17 protein-coding genes and 1 riboswitch are annotated in these 20,434 nt (G+C 71.0%); of the genes, 7 read left to right on the top strand and 10 right to left on the bottom strand.

Annotated features, from left to right (window positions below):
- Positions 1–21 precede the first annotated feature (21 nt).
- Entirely contained in the window at positions 22–2,556 is a 2,535-nt protein-coding gene (gene pcrA, locus ACIBLA_RS00950) for a DNA helicase PcrA (RefSeq protein ID WP_399197442.1), read from the bottom strand.
- 193 nt (positions 2,557–2,749) lie between these two features.
- Positions 2,750–2,912: riboswitch (cyclic di-AMP (ydaO/yuaA leader) on the top strand.
- On the opposite strand from pcrA, the gene ACIBLA_RS00945 reads away from it, so the two are divergent.
- Positions 2,911–4,092 (top strand): NlpC/P60 family protein, encoded by a 1,182-nt coding sequence (locus tag ACIBLA_RS00945; RefSeq protein WP_363240135.1) that lies wholly within the window; start codon positions 2,911–2,913, stop codon positions 4,090–4,092. Its footprint overlaps the riboswitch before it by 2 nt.
- Here ACIBLA_RS00945 and ACIBLA_RS00940 read toward each other — a convergent pair.
- Positions 4,068–5,489: a WD40 repeat domain-containing protein gene (locus tag ACIBLA_RS00940; RefSeq protein WP_399197441.1), complete on the bottom strand. Its 1,422-nt coding sequence runs from the start codon at positions 5,487–5,489 to the stop codon at positions 4,068–4,070. The genes ACIBLA_RS00945 and ACIBLA_RS00940 overlap by 25 nt on opposite strands.
- A gap of 280 nt (positions 5,490–5,769) precedes the next feature.
- On the opposite strand from ACIBLA_RS00940, the gene ACIBLA_RS00935 reads away from it, so the two are divergent.
- Both ACIBLA_RS00935 and ACIBLA_RS00930 read left to right on the top strand, forming a co-directional pair.
- A complete protein-coding gene (locus ACIBLA_RS00935; RefSeq protein ID WP_363240137.1) occupies positions 5,770–6,837 on the top strand; it encodes an NlpC/P60 family protein in 1,068 nt (355 codons plus the stop codon).
- A 65-nt stretch (positions 6,838–6,902) separates the two neighbouring features.
- Positions 6,903–7,286, top strand: a complete 384-nt coding sequence (locus ACIBLA_RS00930; RefSeq protein WP_363240139.1) for a hypothetical protein — start codon at positions 6,903–6,905, stop codon at positions 7,284–7,286.
- Between the two features lies 1 nt (position 7,287).
- Here ACIBLA_RS00930 and ACIBLA_RS00925 read toward each other — a convergent pair whose 3' ends face one another.
- The gene (locus ACIBLA_RS00925; protein WP_363240140.1) at positions 7,288–8,010 is read right to left on the bottom strand and encodes a response regulator transcription factor; all 723 of its coding nucleotides are present in this window, start codon (positions 8,008–8,010) and stop codon (positions 7,288–7,290) included.
- Positions 8,007–9,398, bottom strand: a complete 1,392-nt coding sequence (locus tag ACIBLA_RS00920; protein ID WP_399197440.1) for a PspC domain-containing protein — start codon at positions 9,396–9,398, stop codon at positions 8,007–8,009. The genes ACIBLA_RS00925 and ACIBLA_RS00920 overlap by 4 nt, the downstream gene beginning before the upstream one ends.
- 166 nt (positions 9,399–9,564) lie before the next feature.
- Here ACIBLA_RS00920 and ACIBLA_RS00915 point away from each other — a divergent pair, with 166 nt between their 5' ends.
- Positions 9,565–10,860, top strand: a complete 1,296-nt coding sequence (locus tag ACIBLA_RS00915; RefSeq protein ID WP_399197439.1) for a PspC domain-containing protein — start codon at positions 9,565–9,567, stop codon at positions 10,858–10,860.
- On the top strand, positions 10,847–11,110 hold the full coding sequence (locus tag ACIBLA_RS00910) for a hypothetical protein (RefSeq protein WP_363240143.1): 264 nt from the start codon (positions 10,847–10,849) through the stop codon (positions 11,108–11,110). The genes ACIBLA_RS00915 and ACIBLA_RS00910 overlap by 14 nt, the downstream gene beginning before the upstream one ends.
- On the opposite strand, the gene ACIBLA_RS00905 is transcribed toward ACIBLA_RS00910, so the two are convergent.
- From ACIBLA_RS00905 to guaA, 5 genes are all read right to left on the bottom strand, one after another.
- Positions 11,017–11,532 carry a DoxX family protein gene (locus tag ACIBLA_RS00905; RefSeq protein WP_363240145.1) on the bottom strand — a complete coding sequence of 172 codons (516 nt, stop codon included), beginning with the start codon at positions 11,530–11,532 and terminating at the stop codon, positions 11,017–11,019. The genes ACIBLA_RS00910 and ACIBLA_RS00905 overlap by 94 nt on opposite strands.
- A gap of 121 nt (positions 11,533–11,653) precedes the next feature.
- Positions 11,654–12,919, bottom strand: a complete 1,266-nt coding sequence (locus ACIBLA_RS00900) for a hypothetical protein (protein WP_399197438.1) — start codon at positions 12,917–12,919, stop codon at positions 11,654–11,656.
- A 70-nt stretch (positions 12,920–12,989) separates the two neighbouring features.
- Positions 12,990–13,751, bottom strand: coding sequence for a class I SAM-dependent methyltransferase (locus tag ACIBLA_RS00895; protein ID WP_363240147.1), 762 nt, complete (start codon positions 13,749–13,751; stop codon positions 12,990–12,992).
- A 43-nt stretch (positions 13,752–13,794) separates the two neighbouring features.
- Entirely contained in the window at positions 13,795–14,433 is a 639-nt protein-coding gene (locus ACIBLA_RS00890; protein ID WP_363240148.1) for a Uma2 family endonuclease, read from the bottom strand.
- A gap of 114 nt (positions 14,434–14,547) precedes the next feature.
- The gene (guaA, locus tag ACIBLA_RS00885; protein ID WP_363240149.1) at positions 14,548–16,128 is read right to left on the bottom strand and encodes a glutamine-hydrolyzing GMP synthase; all 1,581 of its coding nucleotides are present in this window, start codon (positions 16,126–16,128) and stop codon (positions 14,548–14,550) included.
- 311 nt (positions 16,129–16,439) lie between these two features.
- On the opposite strand from guaA, the gene ACIBLA_RS00880 reads away from it, so the two are divergent.
- Positions 16,440–16,721: a chorismate mutase gene (locus ACIBLA_RS00880; protein WP_355180917.1), complete on the top strand. Its 282-nt coding sequence runs from the start codon at positions 16,440–16,442 to the stop codon at positions 16,719–16,721.
- A gap of 700 nt (positions 16,722–17,421) precedes the next feature.
- The gene (locus tag ACIBLA_RS00875; protein WP_399197437.1) at positions 17,422–18,498 is read left to right on the top strand and encodes an LAETG motif-containing sortase-dependent surface protein; all 1,077 of its coding nucleotides are present in this window, start codon (positions 17,422–17,424) and stop codon (positions 18,496–18,498) included.
- 85 nt (positions 18,499–18,583) lie between these two features.
- Here the strand turns inward: ACIBLA_RS00875 and ACIBLA_RS00870 are convergent, their stop codons facing one another.
- Complete coding sequence (locus ACIBLA_RS00870; protein ID WP_399197436.1) at positions 18,584–20,413, bottom strand: GMC oxidoreductase; 1,830 nt, start codon at positions 20,411–20,413, stop codon at positions 18,584–18,586.
- Positions 20,414–20,434: the final 21 nt, after the last annotated feature.

Below are 20,434 nucleotides of genomic sequence, written 5' to 3'. Positions count from 1 at the left end.
GTACTCGTGTCCGCGCGTCCCCTACAGCTTGTCGACCGGCGCGTACCGCAGCAGCAGCCTCTTCGGCTTGGAGTCGCCGAAGTCGATCGTTGCCTGCGCGTCGGCGCCCGACCCCGTCACCGTGACGACCGTCCCGAGCCCGAACTGGTCGTGCGTGACCCGGTCTCCCACCGCGAGCGAGATGACCGGTTTCTCCGTCGCGCGCCGGGTGGCGAAGCCCGCGGGGCCCGACCGGGTGCGGGAGGTGGACAGCGCGGACGCGACACCGGACGTCGGTCCTGCCGGGGCGGCCATCGGGCCGGTGCGCTTCCACTCCAGATGCTCGCCCGGAATCTCCTCCAGGAAGCGCGACGGCGGGTTGTACGAGGGCTGGCCCCACGCGCTGCGCATCGAGGAGCGGGTCAGATAGAGCCGTTCGCGGGCGCGGGTGATGCCCACGTACGCCAGCCTGCGCTCCTCCTCCAACTCCTTCGCCTGGCCGAGCGCGCGCATGTGCGGGAAGACGCCGTCCTCCATGCCGGTCAGGAAGACGACGGGGAACTCCAGCCCTTTCGCGGTGTGCAGCGTCATCAGCGTGATGACACCGGAGCCGTCCTCGTCCTCGTCGGGGATCTGGTCGGAGTCGGCGACGAGCGCGACCCGCTCCAGGAACTCGGCGAGGGTGCCGGACGTCGTCGCGGCGGTCGCGGCGGCGTCAGCCCCCGCGTCCGTGGCCGGCGCCGTGTCCGTGGCCGGCGTCGCGTCCGCACCCGCCGCCTGAGCCCGCTCCTGCTCGAACTCCAGTGCCACGGCGGCCAGTTCCTGCAAGTTCTCGATCCGCGTCTCGTCCTGCGGGTCGGTCGACGCCTGCAACTCCGCCAGATAGCCGGTCCGTTCCAGCACGGCCTCCAGGACGGTCGCCGGACCGGCGCCGGACTCGACGATCGTACGCAGCTCCTCCATCAGCGTGTTGAAGCGCTTCACCGCGTTCGACGAGCGGGCCGCCATGCCGTACGCCTCGTCCACCCGGCGCAGCGCCTGCGCGAAGGAGATCTTCTCCCGCCCCGAGAGCGCGTCGATCATCGCCTCGGCACGGTCGCCGATCCCGCGCTTGGGCACGTTCAGGATCCGGCGCAGCGGGACGCTGTCCTCCGGATTGGCGAGGACGCGCAGATAGGCCAGCACATCGCGGACCTCCTTGCGTTCGTAGAAGCGCACGCCGCCGACGACCTTGTAGGGCAGGCCGACGCGGATGAAGATCTCTTCGAAGACACGCGACTGCGCGTTCGTCCGGTAGAAGACGGCGACATCGCCCGCCTTGGCCTCCGACGCGTCGGTCATACGGTCGATCTCGTCGGCGACGAACTGCGCCTCGTCGTGCTCGGTGTCCGCCACATACCCGGTGATCCGCGCGCCCGCGCCCGCGTTCGTCCAGAGATTCTTCGGGCGCCGGCTCTCGTTGCGCTCGATGACCGCGTTGGCGGCGCTGAGGATCGTCTGTGTGGAGCGGTAGTTCTGCTCCAGCAGGATCGTCGTCGCGTCCGGGTAGTCCTCCTCGAACTGGAGGATGTTACGGATCGTGGCGCCCCGGAAGGCGTAGATGGACTGGTCCGCGTCACCGACGACGCACAGCTCGGCCGGGTCGGATCCCTCGCCCGAGGGGCCGACCAGCTCACGCACCAGGGTGTACTGCGCGTGGTTGGTGTCCTGGTACTCGTCCACCAGCACATGGCGGAAGCGGCGGCGGTAGTGCTCGGCGACGTCCCCGAACGCCTGGAGCAGATGGACCGTCGTCATGATGATGTCGTCGAAGTCCAGGGCGTTGGCCTCGCGCAGCCTCGCCTGATACATCCGGTACGCCTCGGCCAGCGTCTTCTCGAAGGGGTCCGTGGCCTGACCGGCGAAGGTCTCCTCGTCGATCAGCTCGTTCTTCAGATTCGAGATCTTCGCGCTGAACGACTTCGGGGGGTGCCGCTTGGGGTCGAGGTCCAGATCGCGGCAGACCAGGGCCATGAGCCGCTTGGAGTCGGCCGCGTCGTAGATCGAGAACGAGGACGTGAAGCCGAGCCGCTTCGACTCGCGGCGCAGGATCCGCACACAGGCGCTGTGGAACGTCATCACCCACATGGCGTTCGCGCGCGGTCCGACGAGCTGCTCGACGCGCTCCTTCATCTCGCCCGCGGCCTTGTTGGTGAACGTGATCGCCAGTATTTCGCCCGGATGCACGCTGCGGGTCGCCAGCAGATGGGCGATCCGGTGGGTCAGCACGCGAGTCTTGCCCGAACCGGCGCCGGCCACGATGAGCAGCGGCGATCCGGTGTGCACGACGGCGGCGCGCTGCTCCTCGTTCAGCCCCTCCAGCAGCGCCGCCGGGTCCACGACCGTGCGCGGGGCACCGTCGCGGTGATACGGATCCCTGGGCGGGGGCACGTCGAACTTCCCTCCGAAGAGATCGTCGGGCACCTGTTCCGGAGCGGTGTCGTCGGGGTCCGGAGCGGTGTCCTCGGGTGGCGGCGGGGGCTCCTCGGCCGAGGGCTGGAGGTCCGCCAGGAAGCTGTCGTCAAAGAGGCTGCTCATCGCTTCCTGAGTCTAGGGTGCCGCACTGACAGCCCGCCGCCACATGGCCTCGCGGGGGGTGCGCGCGACCGTTCGCGAGAAAGGTCACGAAAATGTATCGGGCATATCGGCCATCATCCTTCACAGCAGCACCACAGATTGGCTAGCGTGCCTGCCGAGGCGGTCCGTACTCCATCGGCGATCAGCGCCGGGCGGGCGGCCTGCGCCGAATCCGGGCTTCCGTGAAGGGAGTTCGGAACCGGGGACCCACCACGTTCGACCGGGGTGAATCGGGCCGTAGTCCCAGGCCCGTAGGGCAGCCTTCCGTTCCGCCCGAACCCGACAGCTAACCCGGTAGGCGGTCCACGGAAGGAGATGTCGGCCTTGGCGTCGCATCGCAAAACGCGCACCCGCACCGGGGTGCGCGCGCACACACCGGCCGTCGGTTTCACGACGGCCGCGCTCGCGTCCGTCACGCTGCTCTCGACGCAGAGCGCCACCGCCGCGCCGGCCGAGCCCAAGCCCTCGGTGGAAGAGGTGCAGAAGAAGGTCGACGACCTGTACCGGCAGGCCGGTACGGCGACGCAGCAGTACAACAAGGCGAAGGAAGCGACCGAAAAGCAGCGCAAGTCGGTCGAGCAGGTCCTGGACGACGTCGCCAAGAGCGCCGACAAGGTGAACGAGGCGCGGCGCTCCCTCGGTACGTATGCGGCGGCGCAGTACCGCGCGGGCGCGGTCGGTCCCACGGCCGCCCTGATGTTCGCCGACAGCCCGGAGTCGTACTTCGAGCAGACCCAGCTGATGAGCCGGCTGACCGAGCGCCAGCAGGAGGCGGTCGAGGACTTCCAGAGGGAGCAGCGGTCGGCGGCCAAGCAGCGCGCCAAGGCGACGAAGAGCCTGGAGACGCTCACGGAGTCGCAGGCCTCGCTCAAGCTGGGCAAGCAGAAGGTCCAGAACAAGCTCGCGGAGGCGCGCTCGCTGCTGGCGGAGCTGACGGCCGAGGAGAAGGCGCGACTCGCCGAGCTGGAGCGGAAGAAGGAGGAGGAGGCGCGCCGCAAGGCGGCGGCGAAGGCCAAGGAAGAGGCCGAGGCGGCGGCGGAGCGCAAGCGCCAGGAGGAGGCGGCGCGGCAGGAAGAGCAGCAGCAGCCCTCCACCGGCGGTGGCTCGGACCCGGGCACCGGTTCGGGCGACACGGACGGTACGTACGCGGCCAAGGCCGAGAAGGTCCTCGCCTTCGCCCGCGCCCAGATCGGCAAGCCGTACGTGTGGGGCGCCACCGGCCCCAGCTCGTACGACTGCTCGGGGCTGACGGCCGCCGCCTGGAAGGAGGCGGGCGTGCAGCTGCCGCGTACGACCTGGGACCAGGTGAAGGTCGGCACGCGCGTCGCCACCGCGGACCTGCTCCCCGGCGACCTGGTGTTCTTCTACGACGACATCAGCCACGTCGGCATCTACATCGGCGACGGCAAGATGATCCACGCGCCGAAGCCGGGCACGAACGTGCGCGAGGAGTCGATCTACTACATGCCGATCTACGGGAGCGTGCGCCCGGCCTGATCAGCGGCCGGGTCCATGGCGTCGAGGAACCAGACGTCGATCGGGTCCATCTCGTCCTGTTCGGCGCCCCCGACGGTGATCAGGGCGCGGCCGTCGGGGGTGAAGGCGGCGATGCTCGGTCCGGACGACAACCGCAGGACGCGGCCGTCGTCGCCGAACAGGACATCCCCGTCGTCCGACGACATGAACGCGAGCGGCCCCTTCGCGGTCCACACCGCCCGCGCGGTGATGACCGACATCGGGTCGGTGGCGATCATGCCGTCGGGCGCCCGGTCCGCACGTATCAGCTCACCCGCCGTGAGGGTCGGTGCCGATGCCGCCTGTCGCAACAGGGACAGGGAGCACACCGCCGGGTCGTCCTTGCCGTCCGCCCCGACGGCGAGGAGCCCGGTGCCGTCCGGTGCCATGGTCAGCGCGTGGATCGCGGCCAGCCCGGTGTCCGCGTCGGCGAGCACCGCGCCGCTGTCCACGTCGCGTACCACCAGCCGGCTGCCGTGGGCGTGCGCCAGCAGCCGCCCGGCCGCGTCCAGGGCGACAGGGCCCTCGCCCTCCCACCGCGCGCCGCCCGGGTCGGGCGCCAGGACCTTCCCGGTCCGCGCGTCCAGAACGGCCACGGGGCCGCCGCGCAGCCGCCCCACGGCTACCCTCCGGCCGTCCGCGTCGAACGCGAACCGCACCGGGACGTCGATACCCACGAGGTCGTCCTCTTCCCCTTCACCCTCGTCGTCGCCGTCTCCGCCGTCGTCGGCCTCCCCGTCCGGCCATATCTCCGCGGGGTCGAGCGACCACAGCGGCTCCCCGGCGGACGACCAGGCGTGCCAGCGGCACTCCACCGAGGCGGCCACGGTCGCGCCGTCCGGGGAGAGCTGGATGTCGAGCGGGTTGTCGTGATAGTCGGCGCCGCTGAGAAGCATGGTCAGCGGCGCGCTCGCGACCGTGCTCCAGCCGACGACGTCTCCTCCGTTGTGATGCCACTCGGCCACGGCGCCGAACACCACCCGGCGCAGGTCGGACGGGGCCGCCACCGCGATGGCGCCGTAGGGGAAGGCCGCGCCGTCGGCCGGCTCATCGCCGTCCGCCGCCTCATCCGCCGCCTCGTTCGCTTCCTCATACTCGTCCCGGTCCGCGTCGGGCTCCGCCGGCACCCGCGCCCACTCCACGTCGACCAGCCGGCCGAGCCTGCGCGTCCCCGCCAGCGCGTGATACGGCCGGGTCCCACCCGCCAGCAACTCGTCCCACCAGCGGTCCGGCATCGGCCGCCGCTCCGGCGGCCAGCTCCGCAGAGCCGTCGCGGCGGCGGCCAGCTCCGTCTCGTCCAGCGCTTCGAGCAGCGGGCAGAGCTGCTCCCAAAGCGAGGTGGAACAGGGCCCCTTCAGCATTTCCCCCAGAGTGGTCATGAGAGAGAACCTACTCGGGACCACTGACAATCCGGCCTGCCCCGGACCTCCCCGTACCACCGCTTCCCCGCCCCGTGTGCCGGTGTCGCCGGATCGGTCAAGTCCTTCCGAAACCGGCGAAGTTGCCGCGCCCCCGTCGGCCACAATCCGTCACCGAGCCATCGGCTCCGGGCAATAGCGGGCAGGCCGACGCGCCTCTGTGACCTCCGCGCCTACCGTCCTCCACGACAGCCGGAACGAAGAAGAACGCAGAAGAACGAAGAAGGATGTGGACGCCCTCGTGGCAGCGCACCGTCGAACCCGATCCAAGTACCGCCCGTTCAGCGGCCCCTACAGCCGTACGGCGGCCACTCTCGCCCTCGCCGGGGCCGCGTCGGCGACCGGCGTCGAAGGGCCGGCACACGCCGAACCGCAACTCACCGCGGCCCAGGTGAAGGCGAAGGTCGACAGGCTCTACCACGAGGCGGAGGCCGCCACCGAGAAGTACAACGGCGCCAAGGAGAAGGCGGCCGACGCACGCGCCAAGCTGGACACACTGCGCGACGAGGCCGCCCGCCGGACCGCACGGCTCAACGTCTCGCGCAACGCCCTCGGCTCCATCGCCACCGCCCAGTACCGCGCGGGCGGCCTCTCCCCCGCCGTACAGCTCGCCCTCAGCTCCGACCCCGACGCCTACCTGCGCGGGGCGGCCCTCGCCGAACGGGCCGGCTTCCAGCAGGCGCGGGCCGTCGACAGGATGCGCGCGCAGCTCGGCGAACTCGGCCGCTTACGTACGAAGGCCGACGCCGAGCTCGCCGAACTGAAAAGCCGTCAGGCCGACCTGGCGAAGCACAAGTCGACCGTCAGGAAGAAACTCGCGGACGCCGAGAGGCTGCTCGACCGGCTCACCGCCGCGGAACGCGCGGCGTACGCGGAGAGCACCGGCGCGGCCGACCCGCGCGCCGCCCGCGCCGGAGGCGCACAGAGCCGCGCGGTGACAGGGGCCGTACCGGCGCCCACCGCCCGCGCCGCCGCCGCGGTCGCCTACGCGCGCGTGGCGATCGGCAAGCCGTACGTGTGGGGTGCGACCGGCCCCGACGGATTCGACTGCTCCGGTCTGACGCAGGCCGCCTGGCGCGCCGCCGGGGTCTCCCTCCCGCGCACCACGTACACGCAGATCAACGCGGGCCAACGGGTCTCCCGCGCCCAGCTCGCTCCGGGCGACCTGGTGTTCTTCTACTCCGGCATCTCGCACGTCGGGCTCTATGTCGGCAACGGCCAGATGATCCACGCCCCCCGGCCCGGCGCCCAGGTGCGGACGGCCCCGATCGACCAGATGCCGTTCGCGGGCGCCACCCGCCCCGCGTAGCGCACAGCCGCCGTCCGGCCCAAGCCCGGATGCCGTGCCGCATCCGCCGCACGACGATGATCGCCATGAGAAACAGCCGGGTCCTCGCGACCACGCTCGCTGCCGGCGCGCTGCTCGTCCTCGCCCCGGTCGGCGTCACCCCCGAGGGCTGCGGCGACCTCACGGGCGGCCGGCTCTGCGTCGAGGGCCCGGTGGGCGGCAGGGGGACGTTCACGACGCGCTACGTACGGCACGACACCGCCGGCGGCCCCGCACCCGCCCTCCAACTCGGCTACCAGCGCAAGGACGCACGCATCACGGCGTTCCCCGGCTGGTTCGGCGTCCTCCGTACGGAGGACGGCTCGGCCGCGCTGTCAGGCAGGCTGAACACGGCACCCGGCGAGTGCGTCCGCGGCCTGCTGCACCACAACGGACGGGACTACGTCACCGAATGGCTCTGCTCACACTGACTCACACCAGCCTGCGCGCCGTCGCCCACCGGGTCAGTTCGTGCCGGTTGGAGAGCTGGAGCTTGCGCAGCACCGCCGAGACGTGCGACTCGACCGTCTTCACCGAGATGAAGAGCTGCTTCGCGATCTCCTTGTACGCGTAACCGCGCGCGATCAGCCGCAGCACCTCGCGCTCGCGCTGGGTGAGGCGGTCCATGTCCTCGTCCACCGGCGGCGCGTCCGTCGAGGCGAACGCGTCGAGCACGAAGCCCGCCAGACGCGGCGAGAAGACCGCGTCGCCGTCCTGGACGCGGAAGATCGAGTCCACCAGGTCCGTGCCGGTGATCGTCTTGGTGACATAGCCGCGCGCACCGCCGCGGATCACGCCGATGACATCCTCGGCCGCGTCGGAGACCGACAACGCGAGGAAGCGCACCGGGACCAAGTCGTCGGACGCCGCCATCAGAGGGGCGCAGCGGCGCAGCACCTCCACGCCGCCACCGCCGGGGAGGTGGACGTCGAGCAGGACGACCTCGGGGCGGGTCGCCGTGATGACCGTGACGGCCTGGTCGACGTCGGCGGCCTCGCCGACGACCTCCACGCCCGTGGTCGCGGTCTGCCCGATCTCGGCCTGTACGCCGGTGCGGAACATCCGGTGGTCGTCGACCAGCACCACGCGCACGCGCCTGGCCTCAGCCTCTCCCCCGTCGCCGCCCGTGCCGGTCGTCCCGCTGGTGCCGGTCATGCGTCCGCCGCCCTCTCCATCTCAAGCTCCACTTCCGTACCCCCGTCGGGCGCCGAACGCACCCTCGCCGTACCGCCGTTGCGTTCCATCCGGCCGAAGATCGATTCCCGTACGCCCATCCGGTCGTCCGGCACCGAGTCCAGATCGAATCCGGGCCCCCGGTCTCTTACGGAGACGAAGACCGTCCGGCCCTCGACCTCCGCGTAGACCTGAACGGCGCCTCCCTCGCCACCGTACTTGGCGGCGTTGACCATCGCCTCGCGTGCCGCCTGCATCTGTGCGGTCAGTTTCTCGTCGAGCGGGCAGTCGCCGACCACCACGACCTCGATCGGTACGCCGTGGTAGTCCTCCACCTCGGCGGCGGTCGCCTTGACCGCCTCGGCGAGGGTGTCGGGTTCGTTCTCCTCGTCCTTGCCGGTGCCCTCCGGCTTGTAGAGCCAGGCGCGCAGTTCGCGCTCCTGCGCGCGGGCCAGCCGCCGGACCTCGCCGCCGTCGTCCGCGTTGCGCTGTATCAGCGTGAGCGTGTGCAGGACGGAGTCGTGGACGTGCGCGGCGACTTCGGCGCGTTCCTGGGCGCGGATGCGCATCAGGCGTTCGTCGGACAGGTCCTGGGTCATCCGTACGAGCCAGGGCCCGGCGAGCAGCGCGACGCCGGCGACGACCGCGATGGCCGCCGTCAGGACGTTGCCGAGCTGGGCGGCCGAGCCCCGTACGACCATGAAGACGGTCAGGCCCAGACCGACGAGGGCGACACCGGCCAGTCCGCGCGCCAGTTGGAAGGCCCGGTGGCGCCTGCTGTCCGTCGAGAGCGACGCCCACTGCGCACGGCGGGCGTTGTCCGCCTGGCGCCAGACCAGGACGACACCGGCGCCGATCAGCAGCGTCGGCCAGATGTAGCGCCCCGCGCCGCCGCGGCCGAGGTCCGCGCCGGCGACGAAGATCGTCCCGACGACGAACAGCGCGATGATCGCGAAGGTCTGTCCCTTGTCGGGTTTACGGAGCCGGCGCCGCCCGTCGTCCGTCGTCTCGAACAGCGGACGTGACACGGTGGGCGTGCCGCCGACGCCGAGCGGGACCACGATCCAGAAGATGGCGTACACCAGCGCGCCGAGCCCCTGGGTCAGGAACAGGGCGAGGAAGACCAGCCGCACCCAGCCGACCGGCAGCCCCAGATGGCCCGCGAGCCCGCGTGCGACGCCGCCCAGCATCCTGCCGTCGGCGCTGCGGTAGAGCTTGCGCAGCGGCTGCTCGTCGGCCCCCGGTGCCGTCCCCGACGCGCGACTGCGGATCCGGGACGCGCCCGACGGTCCCTGGGCCGGTCCCGAGGCGGACGACGACGAGGACGACGGGGGCGGAGTCGGGGGCGGGGTGGGCGTGGCGACCGGCATGCCCCCGATGGTCACACGACCGGGCGGGCCCTGGCATCAGGGCTGCGCCCTGAGAGCGGCCCCGAGAACGACCCTGACACCCCCCGCCCGGCCGCCGCGGAATATCAGGGACCGGCCAGGGTCGGGACGGGTGGAGACCGGACGGGCGGGCCGTCACCATGGGTGTATGACTCAGTCAGTGCCGCACACTTCGACACCGCCACCCTCGCCGCCGGCTCCTCATCTGGTGCGCGCGCCGCGGCAGAAGGTCGTCGCGGGCGTGTGCGGCGGGCTGGGGCGATACTGCGACCTCGATCCGGTCATCTTCCGGATCGTCGTCGTCGTACTCACGCTGACCGGTGGTATCGGCCTGATCTTCTACGGCTTCGCCTGGCTGCTGGTCCCGGTCGACGGCGAGGACGAGAACGAGCTGCGCCGGCTGCTGTCGGGCCGCGTCGACGGCGCGTCCCTGATCGCGGTGCTGCTCGCGCTCGTGGGCTGCGGCCTGTTCCTGTCGATGCTCAACAACGGCGGCACGCTCGGCTTCGCCACGATGCTGTCGATCGCCGCCATCGGTGCGGCGGTCTGGTCGCGGCGGCGGCGCGCCAGCCTTGAGGAGGGCGCCCCGCTCGACCCCGGAACGGCGGCGGCGGTGGCCGAGGCTCCGCCGGAGACGAAGGCGCCGCCGACGCCCGGCAGCCCGTCGTGGTGGCGCGACCCGATCGTCAAGGACGGGACGACGGGGCCGCCGGACCCGTCCGGCTACCTCTGGGGTCCCGACGACGAGGCGGCGGGCGCGAAGGGTCGCGGGGCCGGTCGGAAGTCGTCCGGTGCGTCGTGCCGCGGGCACGGCCCGCGCGGGATCGGCGGCAGCGTCTTCGTGCTGGCGATGCTCGCGGGCGGCCTCGGACTGGGCCTGTCGTGGGACTCCCAGCCGCTCGGTACGAGCCTGCAGATCGGCTTCGCCGCCGCGCTCGGCGTGTTCGGCCTGGGCCTCGCGGTGAGCGCCTTCCTGGGGCGTACGGGCTTCGGCACGATCTTCCTCACGGTCCTCACCGCCGGACTCCTCGGGGCGTCGGCGGCCATCCCGAAGGACATCGGCACGGACTGGGTACGTACGACCTGGCGCCCGGCGGCCGTCGCATCGGTGGCGCCGTCGTACGAACTCGGCACCGGCGTCGCGACGCTCGACCTGGCCCGTGTCGACGTGCCCGAAGGCACCACCCTCCGTACGAGGGCGGAGGTCGGCGCCGGACAGCTGAAGGTCGTCGTACCGCGCGACGTGACGCTGAAGGTCCGCGCGGAGGCGGGGCTCGGCGACCTCCAGCTCCCCGGCGAGCCGCCGAACGACATCGACCTGTCACCGGCGCAGGACCGGACGCGTACCGTGGCCCCGCCCAAGGACGTGAAGCCCGCGGGCACACTGGACCTTCGGCTCGAAGTCGGTGTCGGACAGGTGGAGGTGACCCGTGCTGCGGCATGAGTTCAAGCCGGGCAAGCTGGTGGCCGGCCTGGCCGTGATGGGCGCGGCCACCGTGTTCGCCGGCGACGCGGGGGGCTGGTGGGACGCCCCCTGGTTCGTGGTCGTCCCGATCATCTGCGGCGGCCTCTTCCTGGCCTCCGCCGTGTCGCTGGCGGACTACCGCATCCGGCGCCGCCTGTCGGCCAGAGCCGCGTCCAGGGAGAACACCGAAGCGCCGGCGAGCACGAGCGGCAGCCAGGCCATGAGGTAGGCGAGGTCGTTGCCGTAGTAGTACGGCTCCGCCTGCCAGCTCACCGTCAGCCACAGGCTCAGCGAGATCAGCGCGCCGCCGAACGCGGCGAGCCTGGCCAGCAGCCCGACGAGTGTGCCGATGCCGACGGCCAATTCGCCGAAGGCGATGGCGTAGCCGAAGCCCTCGGGGCTCTTGAGGGACAGGTCGACGAGCGCGGGTATCGCCGAGCTGTCCCGCACGCTGCGCATCAGGTCGCCGACCGAACCGGCCCCGCTCGCCGACATGAAGGCGCTGTCGGTGAGTTTGTCGAGTCCGGCGTAGATGAAGGTCACTCCGAGGAAGATCCTCAGCGGCACCAGGGCGTAGGTCGTCGCCGTGTCCTTCCAGCCCCGCTCACCGCCGACCGTTCCATAGCTGTCTGTCCGGTATCCGTGCGCCATCGCGCGCCCTGCCTTTCCGCCGCCCACGTCGCTCGCAGGGCTCGATTGTCCCCGCGCGCCTCACGGATGCATACGGATGGGACGGAGAATGCGCTCAGCGGTCGTGCCGGGGCGCCGACGGTCAGTCCAGGACGTCGATCGGCACACGGTTGGTCTCGACACCGGCCGCCGTCACCACCTGCACCTCAAGTCGCCCCGGCTCCACGTCGACCGGCACGGGCACGGTGAGCACCGTGTCGGACGGGTTCTGGAAGCCGCCGGGGACGGGGACCAGCGGTACATGGATATGGACGGGCCCGATCCGTACGACCATCCCCGCCAGCCGGTCCGGCGTGCCCGCACCCGGCGGTACGAAACCCGTCCCCCGGATCTCGATGTCGTCACCGGTGCGGATCGGCGCGTCCAGGTCCCCGGCCTCCCTGGCCCGGACGACCGACAGCACCACCGGACGCCCGCCCTCCGCCCACTTGGCAGCGAAGTACGTGGCGGCCGAGACCGTCACCAGCAGGGCGAGCGCCCACGGCAGATCGGGCAGCTGCTCGGGGCGGCGGGCCAGCCGTACCGCCGAGAAGATCACGGCGGCGGTCGTCACCAGCGCGTACTGGACGTCGGCGAAGCTGCCGCGCCCCGCGTCGTCACAGAGCAGGTCGGCCAGGCGGGGACGCTCGGCCCGTACCTTCTGCAGCCGCCGGTCCGCCACCCGTACGCCCACCACGCGGCGTACGACGACGGCGATCGCGCACACCACGGCCAGGACCGTCAACATGCCCGCGCCACGGGCGAGTTCGAGTCCCGCGATCAGCTCGTCACGGGCGTCCTCGTCGGACGCCCCGGCGAGCTGGAGCGCGAGCACCAGCACGGAGAAGACGAGGAGCAGCACCCACGCGGAGGCGACGGTGCGGGAGGTCGACAGCCGGTTGTCCTCGCCGATGAGCGGGGCGAGGAGGCCGCCGCGCGTACGGTGCAGCCTGGCCGCGCCGGTGAGCAGCCCGGCCACGACGAGGGCGGCGACGAGCCCCGCCGTACGGGCGACGCTCCAGCCCGCGCCGATCGCGGTCGCGGCCTGCCCCAGCACGAGCACCGCGACGGCCCCCCACACCACGAGCAGCGTGTGCCGCCAGACGGCGTGCAGCCAGGCGTCGCCCGCCTCACGGCTGCGGTCGGCGACAGCGCGCGCGGACTGGGTGAGTTCGTCGGAGACCCACTGCCGTGACGCGCCCGGCGAGTGCGCGAGCGCGGCGGGCAGGCCCTGACCGGCCGCGAACTCCTCCCGCTTCGCGAGGAAGGCCGCGACGGCCCGACGATGCCCCTCGGGAGCCCCGACCGGACAGTTCCCGCAGGTACAGCCCCCACCGTGGGTGCCCTGTCCCGCCACTTGCACCGCCACGCCGAATGCCGCCTTCCCCGCCACGAACTTCCCTGCTGTGACTGGGAATTGTGCCGTATCCGGGAGGGTGTCAGACGCCGAGGACGAGATAGGCGAAGCCGAGATACCCCCGGTAGCCGCCGTGGTAGCCCTCGCGGTGCCCGGCGGCAGTGGCGCGCACGGCGTCGTGCAGGGGGTGGTCGGGGTGGTCGAGCGCCCAGCGCTCGCCCCAGCCGGCCCGGCCGTTGGACTCGAAGACGTCCCATTCGCGCTGGTCGGCGACGGTGGTACGGAGCGGGGCGAAGCCCGCGTCGACGGTGGCGCGGACCAAGTCGTCGAGCGAACCGCAGAGTTCGTCCTCCTCGGCGCCAAGTCCCTTGAGGGCGGCGGCGGTCGGCTTGGTGGTCCAGAATCCGTCCGCGAAGAGCACATGCCCGCCGGGCTTCACGATCGTGCGCAGGGCGCGCAGCGCCTCACGGGTCGAGCCGGGCCAGGCGTGCACGGCACCGATACAGACGGCGAGGTCGTAGCCGGTGCCCGACCATACGTCGGCGGAACTCTCGTGGAAGGTGACCCGCCCGTCGAGCCCTCGCTCCTGCGCGAGCCGGCGCCCTCGCGCGACGGCGGCGGGGTCCTTCTCCACGCCGTCGCCGGTGCTGCCGGGGGCGGCGTCGACCATCCGCAGCAGCAACTCCCCCCACCCACAGCCAAGATCGACCACCCGCCCACCGTCGGGCACCGGGCAGGCGCCGATAAAAGAGCGGGCGTGATCTTCGGAGAGGGGAGCGTTCCAGGTCAGGAGGGGGTTGTTGGGGGCGGCGAGGATGGCGTGGAGTTCGTCGTGGTCGGACATGGTGGCAGAGACTCGCACAGGTGGTCGGCCAGGTGCGAGCGAGTTACTCGGCGGAGTTGCCAGAGCCGACTGAACTGCCGGAGCGACGACGGCGATCGATCGAGGTCAGATCGATGTCGATCGGGAAGGGGACTTTCAGCTCCAGACGTTCGCGATGGACAGTAGGGGTGCTGTACACCTTCGTGGCGGGGTCCAGCTCGTAGCTGTAAACGAGCGGAAGACCGCGCTCCTCCTCGACACGCCAGAAGTGGGGCACGCCCGCCGCCGCGTACTTGGCCGGCTTGACCTCGCGGTCCCGCTCGACCGAATCTGCGGAAACGACCTCGATGGCGAGAACAACGTCCTCGGGTTCATACCAGGTCTGGTCCGGTCCGGTATTCGCGTCTTCCTGAAATACCAGGATGTCTGGCTCCGGGCGATTCTTGGCGTCGAGTCTGATCGTCATCTCCCGCATGACATCAAGCTCTGGCGGCGCCAGATCCAGCAGCGCGTTCTCCAGCAACCGCATGGTGCGGGCGTGGAATGCAGTCTGCGGACTCATCAGGACAAGGCTCCCGTCGATCAGCTCACTGTGCGGCGGGAGGCCCGGAATCCGGTCGAGATCGTCCGCCGTCCAACCCCCGGCGGGCGGAATCGGCCACTGGTAGCGCGGTTCGAGACCGTGTTCAGGCGCGGCGCTCATGATTACTCCCATGCGACGGAGTCTGACCTCTACCAGCAGCCTACCCAGGGCATATGCCAATGCCGCCACCCAAACGAATGAGCGACGGCATCGGCATTGACCTACCAGGAACGGTCACTCCCACTCGATCGTCCCCGGCGGCTTGCTCGTCACGTCCAGGACCACGCGGTTCACGTCCGAGACCTCGTTGGTGATGCGGGTGGAGATCTTCGCCAGTACGTCGTACGGCATCCGCGTCCAGTCCGCCGTCATCGCGTCCTCCGACGAGACGGGGCGCAGCACGATCGGGTGGCCGTACGTGCGGCCGTCGCCCTGGACGCCCACGGAGCGGACGTCCGCGAGCAGGACCACCGGGCACTGCCAGATGTCCCGGTCGAGGCCGGCCGCCGTCAGCTCCTCGCGGGCGATGGCGTCCGCCTCACGCAGCAGGTCCAGCCGCCCGCGCGTGATCTCGCCGACGATACGGATGCCGAGCCCCGGTCCCGGGAAGGGCTGCCGCTGGACGATCTCGTCGGGCAGGCCCAGCTCCTGGCCGACCATCCGGACCTCGTCCTTGAACAGCTGGCGCAGCGGCTCGATGAGGGAGAACTCCAGGTCCTCGGGGAGCCCGCCCACGTTGTGGTGGGACTTGATGTTGGCGGTGCCGGTGCCGCCGCCCGACTCGACCACGTCCGGGTAGAGCGTGCCCTGGACGAGGAATTCGACCGGCTCACCGGGCTCGGCCTCGGCGATGATCTCCGCCTGGGCCTGCTCGAAGACCCGGATGAACTCGCGGCCGATGATCTTCCGCTTCTGCTCGGGGTCGGAGACCCCGGCCAGCGCGGCCAGGAAGCGCTCCTGCGCGTCGACGACCTTCAGCTGCACGCCCGTCGCGGCGACGAAGTCCTTCTCGACCTGCTCGGTCTCGCCCTTGCGCATCAGCCCGTGGTCGACGTACACGCAGGTCAGCTGCGAGCCGATCGCCTTCTGCACGAGGGCGGCGGCGACGGCAGAGTCCACGCCGCCGGAGAGACCGCAGATCGCGCGGCTGGAGCCGACCTGCTCGCGGATCGCGGCGACCTGCTCCTCGATGACGTTGCCGGTGGTCCAGGTCGGCTCGATGCCGGCGCCTCGGTAGAGGAAGTGCTCAAGGACCTGCTGGCCGTGCGTGGAGTGCAGCACCTCGGGGTGGTGCTGGACGCCGTACAGCTTCTTCTCGTCGTTCTCGAAGGCGGCGACCGGCACGACGTCCGTGGAGCCTGTGACGGTGAAGCCCTCGGGGGCGGCGGAGCAGGCGTCGCCGTGGGACATCCAGACCTGCTGCTCGGCCGGGGTGCCCTCGAAGAGGGTGGAGTTGGTCTTGGAGACGTGCAGTTCCGTACGGCCGTACTCGCGCGAGCCCGTGTTGTCGACCGTCCCCCCGAGCACCGTCGCCATCAGCTGGAAGCCGTAGCACATGCCGAAGACCGGGACCCCGGCCTCGAAGAGCGCGCGGTCGACGGTCGGGGCGCCCTCCGCGTACACGGAGGAGGGGCCGCCGGAGAGGATGATCGCCTTGGGGTTCTTGGCCAGCATCTCGGCCACCGGCATCGTCGAGGGGACGATCTCGCTGTAGACCCGTGCCTCACGGACGCGGCGGGCGATGAGCTGGGCGTACTGCGCGCCGAAGTCGACGACGAGTACGGCGTCGGGGGCGGCGGGGGGTACTGCTGGCACGGGCGCGGCCTTCCGGCGGTGAAGGGGTTCGGTACTCCCGATTCTAACGGGGGCCGAAGACAGCTTTTCGTCTCAGCATCCGAACCCTCGCGCGGACCTCGCCGATCCCTCCGGCATACTGGCCGCCATGCGCGAGCACTCGACCTTCGTCTTTACCTATGGCACCGGCCCGTCCGGCTGCCATGGTCGTGCCGCTTGAGCTGACAAGCGACTTCCCAGGCGCCCCGGGCCGACAAGGCTCGGGGCGTTCTGCGTTGTCCGGGCCGGATGTTCGCCGCTCGGGGCCTCCCCTTCGTACAGAGGAGCCCTTCATGACCGTCACCGACCGCACCGGCGCCCGTACCGACGAGGCAGCCACGGTGATCGACGGTGCGCGCGAGCGCATCGACGCGCTCGACGACCGGATCATCGGTCTCGTACAGGAACGGATGGCCGTCTCGGCCGTCATCCAGGACGCCCGTATCGCCTCCGGCGGTCGCCGGGTCAATCTCTCCCGCGAGAACGAGATCCTGGGCCGCTTCAGGGACGCGCTGGGCACGCCGGGCACCTCGCTCGCGATGACGCTGCTGGAGCTGTCGCGGGGCCGGATCTGAAGCGGGTACGGGCGGTGTGCACGGGGACCGTACGGACATGGGTTCGGGCGCGTCCTCACCCGTACGGCGCGTGACCGTAGCCGCCGGGGCTTCGTTGGTCCCGATGTCCGTGTCAGCCAGGGGCGGGCCCGAAAAACCACGCGTGGCTTCGCTGGGGCGTGTGACGTACCGCTGGTGCGTCGTGGGACCTCGCCCCAGCGCGAGTGACCGGTCGGCAGGGGACAGCATGCCCGGTCACCCCAAGAGCGGTCGGCACCGGGGACGCCCGGCGCCGACCGCATACGGATACGGATCCCCCCGTGTCCGAACCGTCCGCCCGACATTCCTCCAGGACACCCGCCCTCACCCGCCCCCCGTCCACCGTCCCGAACTCGCGGCCCTCACCCCCCAGGCGCCGCGAGCCGGCACCGGAGCGCCGCCCTGACGCCACGGTGCCGACGGCAAGGGCCCCGCAGGCGCCCGTCCGACTCGCTTCGGACCGGGCCCGCGGGGCCCTTGTCGTGCGTGGTGCGCAGGCACGGGCAGCCGGGCGCAGCGAGTGTGACGCGCACCACATAAAGATCCTGTGAGGAAAAGGGCAACCATCTGCCCAGGTCACAGGTCCTCCATGCGACACAACGGTCTCCTTTGGCCCCACGTCGGAGGACCCCAAGACTCCGCACCGCCTGTCCGCGGTGCGCCGGACTTCACTGAGGTCTTCATGAAGCTTCGCCGTGCTGTGGCCGTCGCCGCAGCGACCGCCGTCATAGCCCCTGCCGCCTTCCTGGCGGCGCCGGCCGCGTACGCGGCCGATGGTGACACCGACACCACCGGCACCACCCAGACGACGCCCGAGGACGAGAACCCGCCGCCGCCGGTCGACGACGAGGTCGTACCTCCGCCCACCGACGACGAGGTGGACCCGCCGGTTGACGACGACGAAGTCGTACCGCCTCCGGTTGACGACGAGGTCGTGTCTCCGCCCGCCGACGACGAGGTGAAGCCGCCGCCCGCCGACGAGGAGGCCGAAGAAGCCCCGCCCGCGGACGACGAGGAAGCGACCGGCCCCGGTGAGGACGACGGCGAAGAGGAAGAGGAGGAGCCCACGCCTCCCGACGAGGAGTGCGCCGACGCCGACTTCACGACCACGCTCTCGGGTCTCCCGAGCAAGGTCGTCGCCGGTTCGGGCTGGAAGAAGTTCAACCTGGACCTCGACAACACGAACGGCAAGAAGGCCGTGGGGGTCGATCTCGGCGCCGTCGTGCTGTACAAGAAGGACGCCCACGACTCCTTCGAGTCCGACCTGACCTCCAAGTACGCGCAGTTCGAGTACTTCGACGGCACGGGGTGGGACAACACGCTCTCCGACGGCGGCTCGATCGTCGGGAGCCTCAACGTCGATGCCGGTGAGACGTACTCGCTCCAGCTCCGCCTCAAGCTCGCGGCGAAGGCCCCGGCCGGTTCGGCCGTCGCCATCGCCTTCGGGGGGTACATGGAGGAGGACGAGAACGGGGTGCGCTGCTACCTGGACGAGAAGTGGTACAGCTTCGAGGTGCTGGCCGCCGACTCCAATCCGGGACAGGTCCCGCCCGCCAAGCCCGAGGATGGCAAGAGCCCCGCGGACGTCAAGCCGCAGGGCGGCGCCAAGCCACTGCCCGCCGCCGCGAACGGCAACCTCGCCGAGACCGGCGCCAACTCGATGCTGCCGACCATCGGCATGGCGGCCGGCATCGCGATCGTCGCGGGTGGCGGTGTGGTGTTCGCGCTCCGTCGCCGTGGCGGTGACGCCGTCGCGTAACGGGACCGCATGACCGGAGGCGCTGCACTCGGAGGGGGGTGCAGCGCCTCCTTGTTGTACGCCGGAGCCGGCCACGCAGCCGTGGCTACGGCTTCTTCTTCGGCGGCACCGCCGGTATCCCGAGGAACGGCAGCTTCAGCGCCCCGAAGGCCGACGCCGGGACCGCCGGTGCTTTCGGCGCGACCGGCTCCTGCCGTACGTACGCCGTCCCCGCCGACTGCTCCGGACGCGGGTCCCGCTCCCCCTTGTTGGGCCAGAAGGACATCGCGCGCTCCGCCTGCGCGGTGATGGTCAGCGAAGGATTGACGCCGAGGTTCGCCGAGACCGCCGAACCGTCGACCACCGAGATGCCTGGATGGCCGTACAGCCGGTGGTACGGGTCGATGACGCCGTGCTCGGCGTCGGCGCCGATCGGGCAGCCGCCGAGGAAGTGCGCGGTGAGCGGAGTGCCCATCAGCTCACCGACGTTCGACCCGGCGAAGCCGTTGATCTCGTCGGCGAGCAGGGTCGCCGTCCGCGTACCCTCCTCGATCTGCTTGGGGTTGGGGGCGCCGTGACCCTGACGCGCCGTCAGAAGGCCTTTTCCGAAACCGGCTTGCTTGCGGTAGGTCGTCAGCGAGTTGTCGACGGACTGCATCACCAGACCGATGATGGTCCGCTCCGACCAGCGCCGGTAGGACAGTGAACGGGCGGCCTGGAGCGGGTGCTTGGCCATGTTGCCGAACCAGCCGGCGATCCGGCGGCCGTTCTCGCTGTAGGGGACCTGGAGGATCGAGAGCGAGCCCATCGCGTTGGAGCCCTTGCCGTAACGGACCGGCTCCACATGGGTGTCGGCGTCCGGGTGGAAGGAGGAGGTGATGGCGACACCACGGGTGAAGTCCGGCCCGCCCGGAACTCCCGCGCCGTGCCTCTTCCGGTAGCGCCGGTCGGTGGTCTGGGCGCCCACCAGGGCCTCGGAGTTGGTACGGGTCAGCTCACCGAGCCGGTCGGAGAGGCGGGGCAGCCGGCCCCGGTCCTTCATCGTGTGCAGCAGGGTCTGTGTCCCGTACGTCCCCGCCGCGACGACGACTTGGCGGGCGCGCAGCACCCGGGGCACCGACTTGCGGCGGTGGGTGGGGACGGTCGCGACACGATGGCCGCCGTCCGGGTCCTCGGTGATGTCTACGACGGTCGTCATGGGACGGATGACGGCCCCGGCCTGTTCGGCGAGGTGGAGATAGTTCTCGTTGAGGGTGTTCTTGGCGCCGTGGCGGCAGCCGGTCATGCATTCGCCGCACTGGGAGCAGGCCTTGCGGGAGGGGCCCGCGCCGCCGAAGTACGGGTCGCCGACCGACGCGCCGGGCTCGGCGAGCGCCGTACCGTCGGCGTCCTCGCCGTCGCCGAAGAAGACCCCGACCGGCGCCAGATGAAAGGTGTCGCCCACGCCCATCGCCTGTGCGATCGCCTTGAGATGGACGTCCGAGGGGGTCATGGCCGGGTTGAGCCGGACGCCGAGCATGCGCTTGGCCTGGTCGTAGTACGGGGCGAGTTCGGCCTGCCAGTCGGTGATGCCGACCCACTGCCTGTCCTCGAAGAACGCCTTCGGCGGCACGTACAGCGTGTTCGCGTAGTTGAGCGAGCCGCCGCCGACACCGGCGCCCGCGAGGACCATGACGTTGCCGAGGAGATGGACCCGCTGGATGCCGAAGAGGCCGAGGGCCGGGGCCCAGAGATAGTTCTTGATGTCCCAGGAGTTCTTCGGGAGGGTGCCCGGCGTGAAGCGGCGGCCGGCTTCGAGCACCCCGACGCGGTACCCCTTCTCGGTCAGCCGCAGCGCGGAGACCGCGCCGCCGAAGCCGGACCCGACGACTATGACGTCGTAGTCGTAGCCGTGGTCATCGTCCTCCGGGCTCCGGGCATGGGTGTCCCGTGACATCGACTCTCCTTCTTCGAGTCC

Source organism: Streptomyces sp. NPDC050433 (genome assembly GCF_044458565.1).
In the GTDB taxonomy this organism is placed as follows: domain Bacteria; phylum Actinomycetota; class Actinomycetes; order Streptomycetales; family Streptomycetaceae; genus Streptomyces.
Note: the sequence above shows the minus strand (reverse complement) of the source record. Positions and strands in the feature narration are given on the sequence as shown.